An 18,800-nucleotide genomic window follows, 5' to 3' on the forward strand; every position below is an offset into this window, starting at 1 on the left:
GGTCGAACACGGTTTTGAGTGCGTGAGAACATGACCACCAAAGAACACCCCAGCGACCTGATCCGCGCCCGCGACCTCGAGGGCGTCGATGTGTGGGCGCTGCCCAGTTTCGACCCTGCCCCGCGCCGGAACCCGAGCCGGAGCCCGAACCGCAACTGGTCGAGGAAATCGAAGAAGTACCGCTGGAGGAAGTCCAGCCGCTGACCCTCGAAGAGCTCGAGGCGATTCGTCAGGAGGCCTACAACGAAGGCTTCGCCACGGGCGAGCGCGAGGGCTTTCACAGCACCCAGATCAAGGTCCGCCAGGAAGCCGAGCAGGCCCTCGAGGCCAAGCTGCAAAGCCTGGAGCAATTGATGACCCATCTGCTCGAGCCGATCGCCGAGCAGGACGCGCAGATCGAAAAATCCCTGGTGCACCTGGTGGCCCATGTCGCCCGCGAGGTGATCGGCCGCGAACTGCGCAGCGATTCCACGCAGATCGCCCAGGTACTGCGCCAGGCGCTCAAGCTGCTGCCGATGGGCGCCGAGAACATTCGCATCCACCTCAACCCGCAGGACTTCGAGCAGGTCAAGACCTTGCGCGAGCGTCACGAGGAGCGTTGGAAGCTGCTCGAAGACGAGTCGCTGCTGCCCGGCGGCTGCCGTATCGAGACGGCCCATAGCCGCATCGATGCGAGCATGGAGACGCGCATGGAAAAAGCTGTGGCGCAACTGTTCGAGCAAAGCCATGAGCAGACCTTGCATCCCGCGTCGCCCGATGTGTCCGTCGAGCTGGATGTGCCTGATGCGCCTTGAACGCACCAGCTTCGGCCGACGCCTGGGCGGTTATGCCGACGCGGTGAAGCTGCCCGAGCAGCCAGTGGTCGAAGGCCGCCTGCTGCGCATGGTCGGCCTGACCCTCGAAGCCGAGGGGCTGCGCGGGGCGGTGGGCAGTCGCTGCAAGGTGATCAACGACGACAGCTACCACCCGGTCGAAGTCGAGGCCGAGGTGATGGGCTTCGCCGGCAGCAAGGTGTTCCTCATGCCAGTTGGCAGCATCGCCGGTATCGCGCCGGGCGCGCGGGTGGTGCCGCTGGATGACAGCGGCCGCCTGCCGATGGGCATGAGCATGCTCGGGCGGGTGCTCGATGGTGCCGGTCGCGCCCTCGACGGCAAGGGCGGGATGAAGGCCGAGGACTGGGTGCCGCTGGACGGGCCGGTGATCAACCCGCTCAATCGCGATCCCATCAGCCAGCCGCTGGATGTCGGTATCCGCAGCATCAACGGCCTGCTGACCGTCGGGCGCGGCCAGCGCCTCGGGCTGTTCGCCGGTACCGGCGTGGGCAAGTCGGTGCTGCTGGGCATGATGACCCGCTTCACCAAGGCCGACATCATCGTGGTCGGGCTGATCGGCGAGCGCGGGCGCGAGGTCAAGGAATTCATCGAGCACATCCTCGGCGAGGAAGGGCTCAAGCGCTCCGTGGTGGTGGCGTCGCCCGCTGACGATGCGCCGCTGATGCGGCTGCGCGCGGCCATGTACTGCACCCGCATCGCCGAATATTTTCGCGACAAGGGCAAGAACGTCCTGCTGCTGATGGACTCGCTGACTCGATTCGCCCAGGCCCAGCGCGAAATCGCCCTGGCCATCGGCGAACCACCCGCCACTCGGGGTTATCCGCCGTCGGTGTTCGCCAAACTGCCCAAGCTGGTGGAGCGGGCGGGCAATGGCGAGGCCGGTGGCGGCTCGATTACCGCGTTCTACACCGTGCTGTCCGAGGGCGATGACCAGCAGGACCCCATCGCCGACTCGGCGCGCGGTGTGCTGGATGGTCACTTCGTGTTGTCGCGCCGCTTGGCCGAGGAAGGTCATTACCCGGCCATCGATATCGAAGCCTCGATCAGCCGGGTGATGCCGCAGGTGGTGGACCCCGATCATCTGCGCCAGGCGCAGAAGTTCAAGCAACTGTGGTCGCGCCTGTCGCAGAGTCGCGACCTGATCAGCGTCGGTGCCTATGTGGCTGGCGGCGATCCGGAGACCGACCTTGCCATCGCCTTGCAGTCCAAGCTGGTGGGCTTTCTGCGCCAGGGGCTCGACGAGAGTACCGGCATGGCCGAAAGCCGTGAACAGCTGGGCAGCATCTTCGCACCGCCTTCGGGTAGCTGATCGGCATGGCCCTGCCCAGTCGTGCCGCGCGTCTTGCGCCTGTGGTGCAAATGGCCGAGGAGGCCGAGCGCAAGGCCGTGCAGCGCATGGGCCAGTTCCAGCAGCAGGTGGCCCAGGCCCAGGCCAAGCTCGCCGAGCTGGAGCGCTTTCGCGAAGACTACCAACAGCAGTGGATCAACCGCGGCAGCCAGGGTGTGGACGGCAACTGGCTGGTGAACTACCAGCGTTTCCTAGGCCAGTTGGAAACCGCCATGACCCAGCAGCGCCAGAGCCTGACCTGGCACCAGAACAACCTGCGCAACGCCCGCGATGCTTGGCAACAAGCCTATGCGCGGGTCGAGGGCCTGCGCAAACTGGTGCAGCGCTACCTCGACGAAGCGCGCCGCGCCGAAGACAAGCGCGAGCAGAAGCTGCTCGACGAGTTGTCGCAGCGCTTGCCCCGGCAGAGCCCTTTCTAGGCTTTGTTTGAAAAGTCTTGAGACGAAGGTCAGGCAAGGCGAAAACCGCCGAGGAACGGTCGGAGTCGCGCTCGACTTTACAGGTTGTAAATGAGCATTCCGACCGGGCTGGCGATCCAGGCGGTTTTCAACGCAGCATCACCGAGTATCAAGGCTTTTCAGACAAAGCCTAGGACTTGCGCTTGCGGCGCAACTAGCGGCCTGCTACACCTTCCTCACTCCCCGCCATCAACGAAGGAATCGCGCATGGCAGTCGAATCTGTTTATTCAGCGGACGAAGAACAGCTGACGATCACGATCAAGGGCCGTTTCGATTTCGGCCAGCACCAGGCCTTCCGTGAAGCCTACGAGCGCCAACCGGCCAAGCGCGTCGTCATCGACCTCAAGGACGCCACGTATCTGGACAGCTCGGCCCTGGGCATGCTGCTGTTGCTGCGTGACCATGTCGGTGGCGACCACGCGCGCATCAGGGTGATCAACACCAGCCCTGACGTGCGCAAGATCTTTGCCATTTCCAATTTCATCAGCCTGTTCGAGATTCACTGAGGCCGGTCATGTCGGTGTCCCCGCGCTTGCGCGTGCTGATCGCCGAGGACGGTGCCACCGATCGTCTGCTGCTGGCGCAGATCGTGCGCCGTCAGGGCCATGAGGTCATCACCGCCGAGCATGGCGAGCAGGCGCTTGCCCTGTTCATCGAGCAGCGCCCAGACCTGGTGTTGCTCGACGCCCTGATGCCGGTGATGGATGGCTTCGAGGCGGCGCGCCGGATCAAGGCCCAGGCGGGCGAGCACTTCGTGCCGATCATCTTCCTCACCTCGCTCAACGAAGAGCAGGCGCTGGTGCGCTGCCTGCAGGCCGGTGGCGACGATTTCATGGCCAAGCCCTACAGCGCGGTGATCCTGGCGGCCAAGATCAATGCCCTGGACCGTCAGCGGCGCCTGCAGGCGACGGTGCTGCAGCAGCGCGACGAATTGGCCAGGCACCACCATCACCTGCTCAACGAACAGCGCGTGGCCAAGGCGCTGTTCGACAAGGTCGCCCATGCCGGCTGCCTGCACAGCGACACTATCCGTTACCTGCAATCGCCCTACGCGCTGTTCAACGGCGATCTGCTGATGGCGGCGCGCACACCTTCGGGTGACCTGTACGTACTGCTCGGCGACTTCACCGGCCACGGTCTGCCGGCAGCCGTGGGCGCCATGCCGCTGGCCGAGATTTTCCATGGCATGACTGCCAAGGGCTACGGCCTGGCGCAGATGCTGCGCGAGATGAACGCCAAGCTCAAACGCATCTTGCCGGTGGACATGTTCTGCTGTGCCTTGCTGGTGGGACTTGGCCTGGAGCGCGGCACGCTGGAGGTCTGGAACGGGGGCATGCCCGATGCCTATCACCTGACGGCGGGTGGGCAGGTCCTGGCGACATTGCCGTCCCGGCATCTGCCGCTTGGCATCCTCGCGCCTGAACAGTTCGATGACACCACTGTGGTCATGCCCATGGCCTTGGGTGAGCGTTTGCTGTTGCTCTCCGATGGCGTGATCGAGACGGGCGATGCCCAGGACCGGCTGTTCGGCGTCGAGCGCTTGAGCGAGGTGCTGAAGGCCAACCGTGAGCCGCGGCAGTTGTTCGACGAGGTGATGCAGGCGTTGGCGCGTTTCGGTGGGCGGCCGCGTGACGACATCAGCCTGTGCGACATCGCCATGCTTGCGCGCGACGAACGCCTGCCGCTCGAGCCGCGAACCCTCGACAACCACCGCAGCAGTGCGCTGGACTGGTCCTTGTCGCTGGTGCTGCACGCCGACAGCCTCAAGCGCTTCGACCCACTGCCCTATCTGCTGCAATTGCTGCAGGAGATCGACGGCCTGCGCGCCAGCAGCGGGGTGTTGCACAGCGTGTTGGGCGAGCTGTATACCAATGCCCTGGAGCATGGCGTGCTCGGTCTCGATTCGCGCCAGAAAACCGATGCGCAAGGCTTTGCCGAGTACTACCGCGAACGTGATCGGCGTTTGGCCAGTTTGCGCGAAGGGTTCGTGCGCATCGAGTTGAAGGTTGAACCCATCGCCGACGGTGGGCGTCTGACGCTTGAGGTCAGTGACAGTGGCACGGGTTTTGATATCGACGACGTACTGGCCCATTCTGCGGCGCATCAAAGCCTCAGCGGTCGCGGCCTGCACCTGGTCAGACGCTTGGGCGTACGTGCGCAGTGGCTCGACGACGGACGGCGGGCACGGGTCGAATTCGGTTGGTAAAGTGACGGGTTGAATCCGGGCGCAGGCAGGCTTGATCAAGGAGCGAGCAAGTGACACACGAACATATCGACTACAAGGTGCTGAGCGACCTGCGGGAGGTCATGGAAGATGGCTACCTGCAACTGCTCGAGACCTTTCTGGAAGACTCCGAACGGCGCCTGAGTCAATTGCATCTGGCCAAGGACGCGCAGACGCTGGGCATGGCGGCACATAGCTTCAAGGGCAGCAGCAGCAACATGGGTGCGGTGGGTCTGGCCCAGCTCTGCCAGCAGCTCGAAGAGCGCGTGAGGCAGCAACCGTTGTATGGCATCGAAGACCTGATCAACCGCATCGATCTGGAATTCGTCGAGGTCCAGCGGTTCTATCGGGGCGAGCGCGAACGGATTGCCGCAGGTTGAAGACGAGGTTGGCGCGAGTTTTGCTTATCCATGACCAGTCACCCCTTTCGCTGCCCTGGCGTGGAGAGTTTCAATGCCTGTCGCATCCAACCCCTTGCTGCAACCCGGCCACGCCAGTCCTGCCTCGCGGCCAAGCACGGCAGTGCTGGAAAAACCTATGCAGGCGCCGGGTTTGCAGGGCGGCGGCTTCGACCAACTGATGGCCCGTCAGCAGCGCAACCAGCCCGCGATGCGCGCCGACAAGCCGGTCCAAGCGGCACCGAAGACCAAAGCCGATTTTGCACCCGGCGGCAAAGGCGGCAATGACAAGCCCGCAGCGCTTGCCGTCAATGGCAAGCCCTTGCCAGCGGCTCGCGACCAGGCCCCTGCGCGCACCGAGCAAAAGGCCCAGGACCGCGACGGCCCGTCAGCGCCTGCCAAAGACGATGAGCGGACTTCGGCCGGCAACGCTGAAGAACGCCCCGTCGAACCTGGGTCGGTCGACGCCAATTTGGTGGCGGGGCAGGTCACCGACGCCCAGACTGGGGCGCAGTTGATCCAGGCCCAGGCCGAGGCGGTCGCGCCGGTGCTTCAGGCGGCGGTCCAGCCTCCTGCGGCTACCGTCCAGGCAGCGGCGGCGCCTGGCACAGAGGAAAAACCGGGAGAGGGCGACTTCGATCCCGAAGCCGACCCCTTGGCGAACATGCCGACCTTACGCTTGGCCCTCGAACAGAGTGCCCAGGCAAAAGGCACGACCTCTACGCATGCCTCGTCCCAAAACGAAAAGACTCCAGGACAGGACGCCAGTGCATCGGGCACTGTCAATACCTTGGCGAATCTGCTGGTGGAAGCCGAGGGTGAGTCGCCGCGCGGTCAAACCCAGCATGGCGAGAAGGGTTTCTCGGACCTGCTTTCGACGGGTCTGAAGGACGTCAAGAAAGCCGACGGCGACACCCGTGTCGATGACTTCGCCAACCGTCTGGCCAACCTGACCCAGGCCGTCACGCCAAAGACTGCCAACGCGGTGGCCCCGAGCAACCCGCTGCAGCAGCCCCTGGTCATGAACCAGGGGGCCTGGAGCGAGGGGCTGGTCAACCGGGTCATGTACTTGTCGAGTCAGAACCTCAAGTCCGCCGATATCCAGCTTGAGCCGGCCGAGCTCGGTCGCCTGGACATCCGCGTCAACGTGGCGGCGGACCAAGCCACCCAGATCACCTTCATCAGTGGCCACGCCGGGGTGCGCGATACCCTCGACAGCCAATTGCACCGCCTGCGCGAGCTATTTGCCCAGCAGGGCCTGGCCCAACCTGACGTCAACGTTGCCGATCAGTCACGCCAGCAGCAACAGCAGGCGCAGCAAGGGAGCTCGAACTTCTCCGGTGTCGCGGCGCGGCGGGCCGGGGAGGGCGGCGACAACGCCGAGCCGGGCGACGCCACTCGGCCTGCCGAGCAGCAGGTGGTGATCGGCGACAGTGCGGTCGACTATTACGCCTGACGTTCCTGCAGGCGCGGCCCGAGCCGCGTCTGCAGACAGTCCGACAGATCTGGCATAACACTTGCTCAAGCCTCGTCATCCTTTCTTGAAACCACGATGGACGACGGATTATTGGCATGGCGAAGAGCGACGCAGTCAAAGACCCCGCCACTAAAGGCAAACTCAAGCTGATCCTGTTGGTGGTACTGGCCTTGCTGATGGCCGTTGGCCTGTCGGTGGGCGCCACCTGGTTCGTCATGCACAAGAGCGAACCCGCACCGGCGGCGGACCCTGCGCAGGCCAACGTCAAGCCCCCCGCAATCTACGAGCCGCTGGCACCGGCCTTCGTGGTCAATTTCAACCAGAACGGCCGGCAGCGCTACATGCAGGTCAGCATCACCATGCAGGGCCGCAACCAGGCCGACCTCGATGCCCTCAAGGTGCACATGCCGGTGATACGCAACAACCTGGTGATGATGTTCTCCGGTCAGGGCTTCGACAGCCTGGCCAGCAGCGCCGTGGGCGAGGAAATGTTGCGCCAGAAGGCCACTGCGGTGGTCCAGGAAGTGGCGCAGAAGGAAGTCGGCAAGCCGGTCATCGACCAGTTGCTGTTCACCAATTTCGTATTGCAGTAGGAGCCGACCGATGGCCGTGCAGGACCTGCTGTCCCAGGATGAGATCGATGCCCTGTTGCATGGCGTCGACGATGGGCTGGTACAGACCGAGAGCGCAGCCGAGCCTGGCAGCGTCAAGAGCTACGACCTGACCAGTCAGGATCGGATCGTTCGCGGTCGCATGCCGACCCTGGAAATGATCAACGAACGCTTTGCCCGCTACACCCGTATCAGCATGTTCAACCTGCTGCGCCGCTCGGCCGATGTGGCCGTGGGGGCGTGCAGGTGATGAAGTTCGGTGAGTACGTGCATTCGCTGTACGTGCCCACCAGCCTCAACCTGGTCAAGATCAAGCCGCTGCGTGGCACGGCGCTGTTCATCCTCGACGCCAAGCTGGTGTTCAAGCTGGTGGACAACTTCTTCGGCGGCGACGGCCGCCACGCCAAGATCGAAGGCCGTGAATTCACCCCCACCGAACTGCGCGTGGTGCGCATGGTGCTGGACCAGTGCTTCGTCGACCTCAAGGAAGCCTGGCAGGCCATTATGCCGGTGAACTTCGAGTACATGAACTCCGAAGTCAACCCCGCCATGGCCAACATCGTCGGGCCCAGCGAGGCGGTGGTGGTGTCGACGTTCCATATCGAGCTCGATGGCGGTGGCGGCGACCTGCACGTGACCATGCCCTATTCGATGATCGAACCGGTGCGCGAGATGCTCGACGCGGGCTTCCAGTCCGACCTCGACGACCAGGACGAGCGCTGGGTCAAGGCCCTGCGCGAAGACGTACTGGACGTCAGCGTGCCGCTCTCGGCCACCGTCGCCCGTCGCCAGCTCAAGCTGCGCGACATCCTGCACATGCAGCCCGGCGACGTGATCCCGGTGGAGCTGCCTGAACACCTGGTGCTGCGTGCCAATGGTGTGCCGTCGTTCAAGGCCCGGCTGGGCTCGCACAAGGGCACCCTGTCGCTGCAGATCATCGATCCGATCGAGCGCCGCTGACGGCGGCGCGATCGTACAACGCATTGAAAGCTTGTCGAGGACTTTATGGCTAACGAAAACGAAATCACCTCCCCGGAGGAACAGGCCCTGGCCGATGAGTGGGCCGCGGCCCTGGAAGAGACCGGCGATGCCGGCCAGGCTGACATCGACGCGCTGCTGGCCGCCGATGCCGGACGCGCCTCCGGCCCCGGTCGCTTGCCGATGGAAGAGTTCGCCAGCTCGCCACGGCCGAACGAGAACGTCAGCCTCGAAGGCCCGAACCTGGATGTGATCCTGGACATTCCGGTGAGCATCTCGATGGAAGTGGGCGCCACGGAAATCAGCATCCGCAACCTGTTGCAACTGAACCAGGGCTCGGTGATCGAGCTCGACCGCCTGGCCGGTGAGCCGCTCGACGTACTGGTCAACGGTACCCTGATCGCGCACGGCGAGGTGGTGGTGGTCAACGAGAAGTTCGGCATCCGCCTGACCGACGTGATCAGCCCAAGCGAACGCATCAAGAAGCTGCGCTGAGTGAAGGCCATGATGCGCGCCCTGGGCGCCTGCGCGGCCCTGCTCGCCAGCGAGGCGGTGCTAGCCAGCGCTGCCGTCGCGCCGGCGCCCGCCGCGGCCCCCGCGCCTGACAGTCTGAGCGGACAACTGGCGCAGATGGTCCTGGGCCTGCTGTTGGTGGTCGGGGTGATCTTCCTGCTGGCCTGGTTGCTGCGGCGCATGCAACTGGCGCAACCGCGTGGCGGCCAGGTCATCGAGATCCTCGGCAGCCGAGCCCTGGGGCCGCGGGATCGGCTGGTGCTGGTGCAGGTGGGCAAGGAGCAGATTCTCATCGGTCACAGCCCTGGCAGCATCGAAGCCTTGCATGTGCTGGCCGAACCCGTGCCGGTGCCGGACAGCGCGCGCCAGGCCGCGCCGGAATTTGCCCAGCGCCTGCTCGAATTGATGGGCAAGGATGGCAAGCACGACAAGGACAACCGCCGATGAACCGCGCGTTGCGCACGATCCTGACCCTGGCGCTGCTGCTGGCCGCGCCGCTGGCCTTGGCCGCCGATCCGTTGTCGATCCCGGCCATCACCTTGAGCAACGGGCCGAACGGCCAACAGGAATATTCGGTCAGCCTGCAGATTTTGCTGATCATGACGGCGCTGAGCTTCATTCCAGCGTTCGTCATTCTGATGACCAGCTTCACCCGCATCATCATCGTCTTCTCCATCCTGCGTCAGGCCCTGGGCCTGCAGCAGACGCCCTCGAACCAGTTGCTGACCGGCATGGCGCTGTTCCTGACGATGTTCATCATGGCGCCGGTGTTCGACCGGGTGAACCGCGATGCCCTGCAGCCCTACCTGAACGAGCAGATGACCGCCCAGCAGGCGATCGACAAGGCCCAAGGCCCGCTGAAGGACTTCATGCTGGCGCAGACCCGGCAGAGTGACCTGGACCTGTTCATGCGCCTGTCCAAGCGCACCGACATCGCCAGCCCCGACCAGGCGCCGCTGACCATTCTGGTCCCGGCGTTCGTCACCTCGGAGCTCAAGACCGCGTTCCAGATCGGCTTCATGATCTTCATCCCGTTTCTGATCATCGACATGGTGGTCGCCAGTGTGCTGATGGCGATGGGCATGATGATGCTCTCGCCGTTGATCATTTCGCTGCCGTTCAAGATCATGCTGTTCGTCCTGGTCGATGGCTGGGCGTTGATCATGGGTACGCTGGCCGGCAGTTTCGGCGGTGTCTGAGCCCGCTCCAGGAGGTGTCGCATGACCCCGGAAATCGCAGTCGACCTGTTTCGCGAGGCACTCTGGCTGACCGCCATGATGGTGGCCGTGCTGGTGGTGCCCAGCTTGCTGGTCGGTCTGGTGGTGGCGATCTTCCAGGCCGCCACGCAGATCAACGAACAGACCCTGAGCTTCCTGCCGCGCCTGCTGGTGATGCTGGTCACCCTGATCGTGGTCGGGCCGTGGCTGGTGCAGAAGTTCATGGAGTACATGACCGGCCTGTACAGCGGCATTCCGCAGTTGATCGGGTGAGCGGCGCATGCTCGAGCTGACCGCTGCGCAGATCGGCACCTGGGTCGCCACCTTCATCCTGCCGCTGTTTCGGGTCACCGCGGTGCTGATGACCATGCCCGTGTTCGGTACCCGCATGCTGCCTGCGCGCATCCGTCTGTACGCGGCGCTGGCGATCACCGTGGTGATCGTGCCCGGCCTGCCGCCGATGCCCGAATTCGAGCCTCTGAGCCTGCGTGGCGTGCTGCTGTGCGCCGAGCAGATCATCGTCGGCGCACTGTTCGGCTTTTCGTTGCAGATGCTGTTCCAGGCCTTCGTCATCGCCGGCCAGATCGTGGCGATTCAGATGGGTATGGCCATGGCCTCGATGATCGACCCCGCCAACGGCGTCAACGTGGCGGTGGTCGGCCAGTTCCTGACCATGCTGGTGAGCGTGCTGTTCCTGTTGATGAACGGCCACCTGGTGGTCATTGAGGTGCTCACCGAGAGCTTCACCACCTTGCCGATCGGCAACGCGCTGGTGGTCGAGCACTTCTGGGATATCGCCGGTCGCCTGGGGTGGGTGCTGGGTGCGGGGGTGGTGTTGATCCTGCCGGTGATCACCGCGCTGCTGGTGGTCAACATCGCCTTCGGCGTGATGACCCGCGCGGCGCCGCAACTCAATATCTTCTCCATCGGTTTTCCGCTGACCCTGGTGCTGGGGCTCGGCGTGTTCTGGGTCGGGCTTGCCGATATCCTTTCCCACTATCAGCAGCTGGCCAGCGAGGCCTTGCAGTGGCTGCGTGAGCTGGCACGGGTGCGCTGAGCATGGCCGAGAGCGAGAGCGGTCAGGACAAGACCGAGGAACCCACCGACAAACGCAAGCGCGATTCCCGCGAAAAGGGCGAGATCGCGCGTTCCAAGGAGCTCAACACCTTCGCCATCACCCTTGGCGGCGCCGGTGCCTTGCTGGCCTTCGGCGGCTATCTGGCCGAGACGCTGATGACCCTGATGCGCATGAACTTCACCCTGTCGCGCGAAGTGCTGGTGGACGAGCGCTCGATGGGCGCGTTCCTCATGGCCTCGGGCAAGATGGCCATTTGGGCCACTCAGCCGGTGCTGGTGCTGCTGTTCGTGCTGTCGCTGGTGATGCCCGTCGTGCTGGGGGGCTTCATCTTTTCCGGTTCGCTGTTGCAGCCCAAGTTCAGCCGCATGAACCCGTTGTCGGGAATCAAGCGCATGTTCTCGCTCAATTCGCTGACCGAACTGTTCAAGGCGCTGGCCAAGTTCTGCCTGGTGTTGGTGGTCGCGCTGGTGGTGTTGACCAACGACCGCGAGGCATTGCTGGCGATCGCCAAGGAGCCGCTTGAGCAGGCGATCATTCACAGCGTCCAGGTGGTCGGGTGGAGCGCGTTGTGGATGGCGTCGGGGTTGCTGCTGATCGCCCTGGCGGATGTGCCGTTCCAGCTTTGGCAGACTCACAAGAAGCTGAAGATGACCAAGCAGGAGGTGCGCGATGAGTACAAGGACATGGAGGGCAAGCCCGAGGTCAAGCAGCGTATTCGTCAGTTGCAGCGCGAGGCTTCTCAGCGGCGCATGATGGCGGCGGTGCCGGAAGCCGACGTCATCATCACCAACCCGACCCACTATGCCGTGGCCCTGAAGTACGACCCGGAAAAGGGTGGTTCGGCGCCGCTGCTGCTGGCCAAAGGCACGGATTTCCTGGCCTTGAAGATTCGCGAGATCGGTCAGGAGCACAAGGTGCAGATCCTCGAGTCGCCCGAGCTGGCGCGGGCGATCTACTACTCCACCGAGCTGGAAAACGAGATTCCGGCGGGCCTGTACCTGGCCGTGGCGCAGGTGTTGGCCTATGTCTTCCAGATTCGCCAGTACCGCTCGGGACGCGGCAAGGCCCCGGATCCGCTGAACAAGGACCTGCCGATTCCGCCAGATCTTCGCCGCGACAGTTGAGCGTCCCGCTCGGTCACCGCTAGGGCGCTGCGGCGAACCGCCGCCCCCACTGGGGCCATGCCCTATCGCACCCCAGGCAAAGTTGGAAAGCTTCTTGCAGAGCACCGCCCAGGCGCTGTCCAGGCGTCAAGTTTCTGCTCGAAGAGGATACCCGGTGGATCGCGCTCAGTTACTCAGCAACGCCCGCAACAACCTGGCCGGTCTCGGCCGGGGGAACCTGGGTGTGCCGCTGTTGCTGCTGGTGATGCTGGCAATGATGATGTTGCCCATCCCGCCGTTCCTGCTCGACGTGTTCTTCACCTTCAACATCGCCCTGTCCATCGTGGTGTTGCTGGTCTGCGTGTACGCCCTGCGTCCGCTGGACTTCGCCGCCTTCCCGACCATCCTGCTGGTGGCCACGCTGCTGCGTCTGGCGCTGAACGTGGCCTCCACCCGCGTGGTGATGCTCCATGGCCAGGAAGGGCATGGCGCGGCGGGCAAGGTGATCCAGGCGTTCGGCGAAGTGGTGATCGGCGGCAACTACGTGGTCGGTGCGGTGGTGTTCGCCATCCTCATGATCATCAACTTCGTGGTGGTGACCAAAGGTGCCGGGCGTATCTCGGAAGTGAGCGCGCGTTTCACCCTGGACGCCATGCCCGGCAAACAGATGGCCATTGACGCTGACCTCAACGCCGGCCTGATCGACCAGGCCCAGGCCAAGGCGCGTCGTGCCGAAGTGGCCCAGGAGGCCGAGTTCTACGGCTCGATGGACGGTGCCAGCAAATTCGTCCGGGGCGACGCCGTCGCTGGCCTGCTGATCCTGTTCATCAACCTCATCGGCGGCATGCTCATCGGCATGCTCCAGCACGGCATGAGCTTCAGCGATGCCGGCAAGGTCTACGCGCTGCTCACCATCGGTGACGGTTTGGTGGCGCAGCTGCCGTCGCTGCTGCTGTCCACCGCCGCCGCGATCATGGTCACCCGCGCCTCGGGCTCCGAGGACATGGGCAAGCTGATCAACCGGCAGATGTTCGACTCGCCCAAGGCGCTGGCCGTCTCCGGCGGCTTGATGGTGGTCATGGGCCTGGTGCCGGGCATGCCGCACATCGCCTTCCTCAGCCTCGGCCTGCTGGCCGGCGGCGGCGCCTACCTGGTGTGGAAGAAGCAGCAGAAGGCAAAGCAGACGGCCCTGCAAGAAGCGCAGCGCCAGCAGGATCTGCTGCCTTCGCCGCAGCGTGCGATGGAAACCAAGGAGTTGGGCTGGGACGACGTCACACCGATCGACATGATCGGCCTGGAGGTCGGCTATCGGCTGATTCCCCTGGTCGACCGCAACCAGGGCGGGCAACTGCTGGCGCGGATCAAGGGCGTGCGCAAGAAGCTGTCCCAGGACCTGGGCTTCCTCATGCCCACCGTGCACATTCGCGACAACCTCGATCTGCAGCCCAGCGCCTACCGTCTCACGCTGATGGGCGTGATCCTGGCCGAGGCCGAGATCTATCCGGACCGCGAGCTGGCCATCAACCCCGGTCAGGTGTTCGGCAGCCTCAACGGCATCGCCGCGCGCGACCCGGCCTTCGGCCTGGAGGCGGTGTGGATCGATGTCGCCCAGCGCGCCCAGGCGCAGTCGTTGGGTTATACGGTGGTCGATGCCAGTACCGTGGTTGCCACGCACCTGAACCAGATTCTGCAGAAGCACTGCCACGAGTTGATCGGCCACGAAGAGGTCCAGCAGTTGCTGCAAGTGCTGGCCAAAGCCTCGCCCAAACTTGCAGAGGAACTGGTGCCAGGCGTCATTTCCTTGTCGGGGCTGCTCAAGGTCTTGCAGGCGCTGCTCTCCGAGCAGGTGCCGGTGCGTGACATCCGCAGCATTGCCGAAGCCATCGCCAACAATGCGGCCAAGAGTCAAGATACCGCCGCGCTGGTGGCTTCGGTGCGGGTCGGCTTGTCCCGCGCCATCGTGCAAAGCATTGTAGGCACTGAGTCCGAGCTGCCTGTGATCACCTTGGAGCCCAGGTTGGAACAGATCTTGCTCAATAGTCTGCAACGGGCCGGGCAAGGTCAGGAAGACGGTGTTCTCCTGGAGCCGAGCATGGCCGAGAAGCTGCAGCGTTCGCTCATCGAGGCGGCGCAGCGCCAGGAGATGCAGGGCCAGCCGGCCATTCTCCTGGTGGCCGGTCCCATCCGCGCCATGCTGTCGAGATTCGGTCGTCTGGCCGTGCCCAATCTGCACGTGCTGGCCTACCAGGAAATACCGGACAACAAGCAAGTCACCATCGTTGCCACCGTGGGCCCTAACGGCTGAGGTAGTGGGTTATGCAAGTTAAGCGTTTTTTCGCCGCCGACATGCGTCAGGCCATGAAACTGGTCCGCGATGAGCTTGGTGCCGATGCCGCGATCATCGGCAACCGGCGCATTGCCGGTGGTGTCGAGCTCACGGCCGCGCTGGACTACACGCTGTCCGCCCTGGCCCCGCGCGTGCCCAACCTGGAGCTGGAAGACGAGCTGCGCAAGACCCAATCGCGCATCGCTACCGCCCAGGCCGAACTGGACGGGCGTGGCGACGTCGAGGCGGGCAATCGTCAACTGTTCGCCGGCCTTTCGCTGACCGCTTCCGAACCGCTGGTCGAGCCGCACGTCGAGGCGCCCGCTGCCGCGCCGGCTGCGGCCGTGTCGGGCGTCGATCGCCGCGTGTTCGACGCCATGCGCTCGGAGCTCTCGGGCCTGCGCGAGTTGCTCGAAGTGCAGCTCGGCTCGCTCGCCTGGGGTCAACTGCAGGGCAACAAGCCCCAGCAGGCCAATCTCTGGCGCCGCTTGCAGCGCCTGGGCCTGTCCGGTCCGATCGCCCGCGAGCTGCTGCAACTGGCCGGCGAAATCGACGAGCCGCGCCAGGCCTGGCGCATGGTCCTGGCGCATCTGGCGCGCCTGATCCAGGTGCCGGAGGTCGAGCCGCTGGAAGAGGGTGGGGTGATCGCCATGGTCGGTCCGGCCGGCATGGGCAAAACCACCACCCTGGCCAAGCTGGCGGCGCGCTACGTGCTCAAGTACGGCGCGCACAACCTGGCGCTGGTGAGCATGGACAGCTACCGCATCGGTGCGCAGGAGCAGCTCAAGACCCTGGGCCGCATCCTCAACGTGCCGGTGACCTACGTCGACCCGGGCCAATCGCTGGCCCAAGCCCTAGAACCGCTGCTGCGCAAGCGCGTGGTGCTGATCGATACCGCCGGCCTGCAGGCCAGCGACCCGGCCCTGCGCATGCAGCTCGAGTCGCTGGCCGGGCGCGGCATCGCCGCGCGCAACTACCTGGTACTGGCCACCACCAGCCAGAAGCAGGTGCTCACCGCCGCCTACCACAGCTACAAGCGCTGTGGCCTGGCCGGGTGCATCCTGACCAAGCTCGACGAAACCGGCAGCCTTGGCGAAGTGCTGAGTCTGGCCATCAGTCATGAACTGCCCGTGGCCTATCTCACCGATGGTCCGCGCATTCCTGACGATCTGCAGCTGCCGCGCCGGCACCAATTGGTCAGTCGCGCTGTCAGTGTGCAGTTGCAGGAAGATCCCAGCGAGGAGGCCATGGCCGACATGTTCGCTGATCTCTACCACAATCCCGACAAGCGCGTAGGTTGACGATGCACGGCGCACGGAAGTCGACAGCGACCCTCCAAGTGGGCAAGTCCCACGCGAGACAAGGTAAATAACAGACATGGGTAGCATGCATCCCGTACAGGTGATCGCCGTCACCGGTGGCAAAGGTGGCGTCGGCAAGACCAACGTTTCAGTGAACCTGTCCCTGGCGCTGGCCGAGCTCGGCCGCCGGGTCATGTTGCTGGACGCCGACCTGGGTCTGGCCAACGTCGATGTGCTGCTGGGGCTCACGCCCAAACGCACCCTGGCCGACGTCATCGAGGGGCGCTGCGAGCTGCGCGATGTGCTCCTGCAGGGGCCGGGCGGTGTGCGCATCGTGCCTGCAGCCTCCGGCACCCAGAGCATGGTGCACCTGGCGCCGGCACAGCATGCCGGGCTGATTCAGGCGTTCAGCGAAATCGGCGACAACCTCGATGTGCTGGTGATCGACACCGCTGCGGGCATCGGTGACTCGGTGGTCAGCTTCGTGCGCGCCGCCCAGGAAGTGCTGCTGGTGGTGTGCGACGAGCCCACCTCGATCACCGACGCCTACGCCTTGATCAAGCTGCTCAACCGCGATTACGGCATGAACCGCTTCCGCGTCCTGGCCAACATGGCGCAGAGCCCACAGGAAGGGCGCAACCTGTTCGCCAAGCTGACCAAGGTCACCGACCGTTTCCTCGACGTTGCCTTGCAGTACGTCGGCGCCGTGCCTTACGACGAATGCGTGCGCAAGGCGGTACAGAAGCAGCGCGCGGTCTACGAGGCGTTTCCGCGCTCCAAGTGCGCCCTGGCGTTCAAGGCCATCGCGCAGAAGGTCGACAGCTGGCCGTTGCCGGCCAACCCGCGCGGCCACCTGGAATTCTTCGTCGAGCGCCTGGTGCAACCCACCAGCGCGGGACCGGTGCTATGAACGCGAGCGGCTTCAAGATGTACAGCAAAGCCTCCAAGGACGCCCAATACGAGCTGGTCGAGCGCTATGCGCCGCTGGTCAAGCGTATCGCCTACCATCTGCTGGCGCGCCTGCCGGCCAACGTGCAGGTTGAGGACCTGATCCAGGCCGGCATGATCGGTCTGCTGGAAGTGGCCAACAAATACGACGCCAGCAAGGGCGCGAGCTTCGAGACCTACGCCGGTATTCGCATCCGCGGTGCGATGCTCGATGAGGTGCGCAAGGGCGATTGGGCGCCGCGTTCGGTGCACCGCAACACGCGTATGGTCAGCGACGCGATTCGCTGCGTCGAAGCAAGAACCGGTCGTGACGCTAAAGATCACGAGGTTGCTGCCGAACTCCAATTGGGTCTCGACGATTATTACGGGATCCTGAACGATACCTTGGGCAGCCGTCTGTTCAGTTTCGACGACCTGCTGCAGGACGGTGAACACGAGGGGCTGCACGAGGATGGGGTCAGTGGTCAGGTCGAGCCGTCGCGCGATCTGGAAGACGAGCGCTTCCAGGCCGCGCTGACCGATGCGATCGCCAACCTGCCGGAGCGCGAGCGTCTGGTCCTGGCCCTGTACTACGACGAGGAACTGAACCTCAAGGAGATCGGGGAAGTGCTGGGGGTCAGTGAATCGCGCGTGAGCCAGTTGCACAGCCAGTGCGCGGCGCGTCTGCGCAGCCGCCTGGGAGAATGGCGGGCACGCTGAGCCCCGATTCGCTGCAGTCGTTGTCCGTGGTGCCGAATTGATTGAGCGCGCGCTTGTGAGACGAGCGCGTTTAAGACTGCTTGGAGGTCTAATTGAACAAAGACATGAAAATCCTCATCGTTGACGACTTCTCGACGATGCGGCGGATCATCAAGAACCTGTTGCGTGATCTGGGCTTCACCAACACCGAAGAGGCCGACGACGGCGTCACGGCGTTGCCGATGCTCGAAAGTGGCCACTACGACTTCCTGGTGACCGACTGGAACATGCCCGGCATGTCCGGCATCGATCTGCTGCGCAAGGTGCGCGCCCACGACCGGCTCAAGGGGATTCCCGTGCTGATGGTGACGGCCGAGGCCAAGCGCGAGCAGATCATCGAAGCGGCTCAGGCCGGGGTCAACGGCTATGTAGTCAAGCCATTCACCGCGCAGGTGCTCAAAGAAAAGATCGAGAAGATCTTCGAACGCGTCAACGGCTGAAGCATGTCTGGGGGCGCTATGGAATCAAAAAAAGATTCTTTGGGGGAGTTCGAGTCGACCCTGAAGAAGCATGCCGAACAACTGGTGCAGAGCCTTGAGCGCGGCCAGTTCGGCGAGGCGGTGCAGCTGATCCATCAGCTCAACCAGACCCGAGACCGTGGCTTGTATCAAGAGGTCGGCAAACTGACCCGTGAGCTGCACAGCGCCATCGTCAGCTTCCAGATCGACCCGCGCATGCCGCAGGCCGAGGAAGTGTCGCAGATCACCGACGCCACCGAACGGCTGTCCTACGTGGTCCGCCTGACCGAGAACGCGGCCAACCGCACCATGGACCTGGTCGAGGAGAGCACGCCCGTGCTCAACGACCTGTCGGCCGAGGCGCAGACGTTGTCGGCCGATTGGCAGCGCTTCATGCGTCGCGAAGTGCCGGCGACCGAGTTTCGCGAGTTGGTCAAACGCGTCGACGGTTTCCTGACGCACAGCGCCGAAGGCAACCGCAAGGTGGCCGGTCATCTCAACGACATTCTGCTCGCCCAGGACTACCAAGATCTGACCGGGCAGGTGATCAAGCGGGTCACCGCGTTGGTCGCCGAGGTCGAAAGCAATCTGCTCAAACTCGTGTTGATGGCCAGTCAAGTCGACCGCTTTGCCGGTATCGAACATGACCACGATCAATTGCGTGCTGAAAAAGATGAAGAAAAACATCCAGCCCGGGGTGAAGGTCCGCAGATTCATGCCGATAAGCGTGAAGACGTCGTGTCCGGTCAGGACGATGTCGACGATCTGCTATCCAGCCTGGGTTTTTAGG

General features: G+C 64.1%; 19 protein-coding genes and 2 pseudogenes. All 21 read left to right on the plus strand.

What is annotated here, in order from left to right; genetic code table 11:
* The first annotated feature begins 30 nt into the window (after positions 1–30).
* The 21 genes and pseudogenes from fliH to GKC70_RS08495 all read left to right on the plus strand — a co-directional run bounded on the left by fliH (position 31) and on the right by GKC70_RS08495 (position 18,799).
* Positions 31–794: pseudogene (gene fliH, locus GKC70_RS08395) on the plus strand (flagellar assembly protein FliH).
* Positions 784–2,142 (plus strand): flagellar protein export ATPase FliI, encoded by a 1,359-nt coding sequence (fliI, locus tag GKC70_RS08400; RefSeq protein ID WP_342651052.1) that lies wholly within the window; start codon positions 784–786, stop codon positions 2,140–2,142. Before fliH ends, fliI begins: the two are co-directional and overlap by 11 nt.
* Positions 2,143–2,147: 5 nt before the next feature.
* Positions 2,148–2,600: a flagellar export protein FliJ gene (gene fliJ / locus GKC70_RS08405; RefSeq protein ID WP_039578945.1), complete on the plus strand. Its 453-nt coding sequence runs from the start codon at positions 2,148–2,150 to the stop codon at positions 2,598–2,600.
* A gap of 246 nt (positions 2,601–2,846) precedes the next feature.
* Positions 2,847–3,146 carry an STAS domain-containing protein gene (locus tag GKC70_RS08410; protein ID WP_342651053.1) on the plus strand — a complete coding sequence of 100 codons (300 nt, stop codon included), beginning with the start codon at positions 2,847–2,849 and terminating at the stop codon, positions 3,144–3,146.
* A gap of 8 nt (positions 3,147–3,154) precedes the next feature.
* Positions 3,155–4,846 (plus strand): fused response regulator/phosphatase, encoded by a 1,692-nt coding sequence (locus tag GKC70_RS08415; RefSeq protein WP_342651054.1) that lies wholly within the window; start codon positions 3,155–3,157, stop codon positions 4,844–4,846.
* A gap of 50 nt (positions 4,847–4,896) precedes the next feature.
* Entirely contained in the window at positions 4,897–5,244 is a 348-nt protein-coding gene (locus GKC70_RS08420; RefSeq protein ID WP_295482319.1) for an Hpt domain-containing protein, read from the plus strand.
* A 73-nt stretch (positions 5,245–5,317) separates the two neighbouring features.
* Positions 5,318–6,718 (plus strand): flagellar hook-length control protein FliK, encoded by a 1,401-nt coding sequence (locus GKC70_RS08425; RefSeq protein ID WP_342651055.1) that lies wholly within the window; start codon positions 5,318–5,320, stop codon positions 6,716–6,718.
* A 116-nt stretch (positions 6,719–6,834) separates the two neighbouring features.
* Positions 6,835–7,332 (plus strand): flagellar basal body-associated protein FliL, encoded by a 498-nt coding sequence (gene fliL, locus GKC70_RS08430; protein WP_342651056.1) that lies wholly within the window; start codon positions 6,835–6,837, stop codon positions 7,330–7,332.
* Positions 7,333–7,342: 10 nt separating this feature from the next.
* A pseudogene (gene fliM, locus GKC70_RS08435) lies at positions 7,343–8,310 on the plus strand (flagellar motor switch protein FliM).
* A gap of 45 nt (positions 8,311–8,355) precedes the next feature.
* On the plus strand, positions 8,356–8,823 hold the full coding sequence (fliN, locus tag GKC70_RS08440) for a flagellar motor switch protein FliN (RefSeq protein WP_039578932.1): 468 nt from the start codon (positions 8,356–8,358) through the stop codon (positions 8,821–8,823).
* 12 nt (positions 8,824–8,835) lie between these two features.
* On the plus strand, positions 8,836–9,288 hold the full coding sequence (gene fliO, locus GKC70_RS08445; protein ID WP_342651484.1) for a flagellar biosynthetic protein FliO: 453 nt from the start codon (positions 8,836–8,838) through the stop codon (positions 9,286–9,288).
* Positions 9,285–10,040, plus strand: a complete 756-nt coding sequence (gene fliP / locus GKC70_RS08450) for a flagellar type III secretion system pore protein FliP (protein WP_039578927.1) — start codon at positions 9,285–9,287, stop codon at positions 10,038–10,040. Before fliO ends, fliP begins: the two co-directional genes overlap by 4 nt.
* Before the next feature lie 21 nt (positions 10,041–10,061).
* Positions 10,062–10,331, plus strand: a complete 270-nt coding sequence (fliQ, locus tag GKC70_RS08455; RefSeq protein WP_029612405.1) for a flagellar biosynthesis protein FliQ — start codon at positions 10,062–10,064, stop codon at positions 10,329–10,331.
* A gap of 7 nt (positions 10,332–10,338) precedes the next feature.
* A complete protein-coding gene (fliR, locus tag GKC70_RS08460) occupies positions 10,339–11,115 on the plus strand; it encodes a flagellar biosynthetic protein FliR (RefSeq protein WP_039578925.1) in 777 nt (258 codons plus the stop codon).
* 2 nt (positions 11,116–11,117) lie between these two features.
* Positions 11,118–12,260, plus strand: a complete 1,143-nt coding sequence (gene flhB / locus GKC70_RS08465; protein WP_039578922.1) for a flagellar biosynthesis protein FlhB — start codon at positions 11,118–11,120, stop codon at positions 12,258–12,260.
* 154 nt (positions 12,261–12,414) lie between these two features.
* Complete coding sequence (gene flhA, locus GKC70_RS08470) at positions 12,415–14,544, plus strand: flagellar biosynthesis protein FlhA (RefSeq protein WP_039578921.1); 2,130 nt, start codon at positions 12,415–12,417, stop codon at positions 14,542–14,544.
* An 11-nt stretch (positions 14,545–14,555) separates the two neighbouring features.
* Positions 14,556–15,866, plus strand: coding sequence for a flagellar biosynthesis protein FlhF (gene flhF, locus GKC70_RS08475; RefSeq protein WP_039578918.1), 1,311 nt, complete (start codon positions 14,556–14,558; stop codon positions 15,864–15,866).
* A gap of 67 nt (positions 15,867–15,933) precedes the next feature.
* On the plus strand, positions 15,934–16,776 hold the full coding sequence (gene fleN, locus GKC70_RS08480; RefSeq protein ID WP_205419329.1) for a MinD/ParA family protein: 843 nt from the start codon (positions 15,934–15,936) through the stop codon (positions 16,774–16,776).
* Positions 16,773–17,513 carry an RNA polymerase sigma factor FliA gene (fliA, locus tag GKC70_RS08485; protein WP_029614958.1) on the plus strand — a complete coding sequence of 247 codons (741 nt, stop codon included), beginning with the start codon at positions 16,773–16,775 and terminating at the stop codon, positions 17,511–17,513. Before fleN ends, fliA begins: the two co-directional genes overlap by 4 nt.
* A 104-nt stretch (positions 17,514–17,617) precedes the next feature.
* The gene (locus GKC70_RS08490; protein WP_162889548.1) at positions 17,618–17,992 is read left to right on the plus strand and encodes a chemotaxis response regulator CheY; all 375 of its coding nucleotides are present in this window, start codon (positions 17,618–17,620) and stop codon (positions 17,990–17,992) included.
* 18 nt (positions 17,993–18,010) lie between these two features.
* Positions 18,011–18,799: a protein phosphatase CheZ gene (locus GKC70_RS08495; RefSeq protein WP_029614960.1), complete on the plus strand. Its 789-nt coding sequence runs from the start codon at positions 18,011–18,013 to the stop codon at positions 18,797–18,799.
* Position 18,800: the final 1 nt, after the last annotated feature.

Source organism: Pseudomonas sp. REB1044 (genome assembly GCF_038813925.1).
GTDB classification, from domain to species: Bacteria; Pseudomonadota; Gammaproteobacteria; order Pseudomonadales; family Pseudomonadaceae; genus Aquipseudomonas; species Aquipseudomonas boreofloridensis.

Coding starts and splice junctions, on each gene's coding strand:
- GKC70_RS08490 (WP_162889548.1), top strand. CDS start 17,618: ATGAAAATCCTCATCGTTGACGACTTCTCGACGATGCGGCGGATCATC.
- GKC70_RS08410 (WP_342651053.1), top strand. CDS start 2,847: ATGGCAGTCGAATCTGTTTATTCAGCGGACGAAGAACAGCTGACGATC.
- fliR (WP_039578925.1), top strand. CDS start 10,339: ATGCTCGAGCTGACCGCTGCGCAGATCGGCACCTGGGTCGCCACCTTC.
- GKC70_RS08495 (WP_029614960.1), top strand. CDS start 18,011: ATGGAATCAAAAAAAGATTCTTTGGGGGAGTTCGAGTCGACCCTGAAG.
- fliQ (WP_029612405.1), top strand. CDS start 10,062: ATGACCCCGGAAATCGCAGTCGACCTGTTTCGCGAGGCACTCTGGCTG.
- fliI (WP_342651052.1), top strand. CDS start 784: ATGCGCCTTGAACGCACCAGCTTCGGCCGACGCCTGGGCGGTTATGCC.
- GKC70_RS08425 (WP_342651055.1), top strand. CDS start 5,318: ATGCCTGTCGCATCCAACCCCTTGCTGCAACCCGGCCACGCCAGTCCT.
- GKC70_RS08415 (WP_342651054.1), top strand. CDS start 3,155: ATGTCGGTGTCCCCGCGCTTGCGCGTGCTGATCGCCGAGGACGGTGCC.
- fliJ (WP_039578945.1), top strand. CDS start 2,148: ATGGCCCTGCCCAGTCGTGCCGCGCGTCTTGCGCCTGTGGTGCAAATG.
- fliN (WP_039578932.1), top strand. CDS start 8,356: ATGGCTAACGAAAACGAAATCACCTCCCCGGAGGAACAGGCCCTGGCC.
- fliP (WP_039578927.1), top strand. CDS start 9,285: ATGAACCGCGCGTTGCGCACGATCCTGACCCTGGCGCTGCTGCTGGCC.
- flhF (WP_039578918.1), top strand. CDS start 14,556: ATGCAAGTTAAGCGTTTTTTCGCCGCCGACATGCGTCAGGCCATGAAA.
- fliO (WP_342651484.1), top strand. CDS start 8,836: ATGCGCGCCCTGGGCGCCTGCGCGGCCCTGCTCGCCAGCGAGGCGGTG.
- fliL (WP_342651056.1), top strand. CDS start 6,835: ATGGCGAAGAGCGACGCAGTCAAAGACCCCGCCACTAAAGGCAAACTC.
- fliA (WP_029614958.1), top strand. CDS start 16,773: ATGAACGCGAGCGGCTTCAAGATGTACAGCAAAGCCTCCAAGGACGCC.
- flhB (WP_039578922.1), top strand. CDS start 11,118: ATGGCCGAGAGCGAGAGCGGTCAGGACAAGACCGAGGAACCCACCGAC.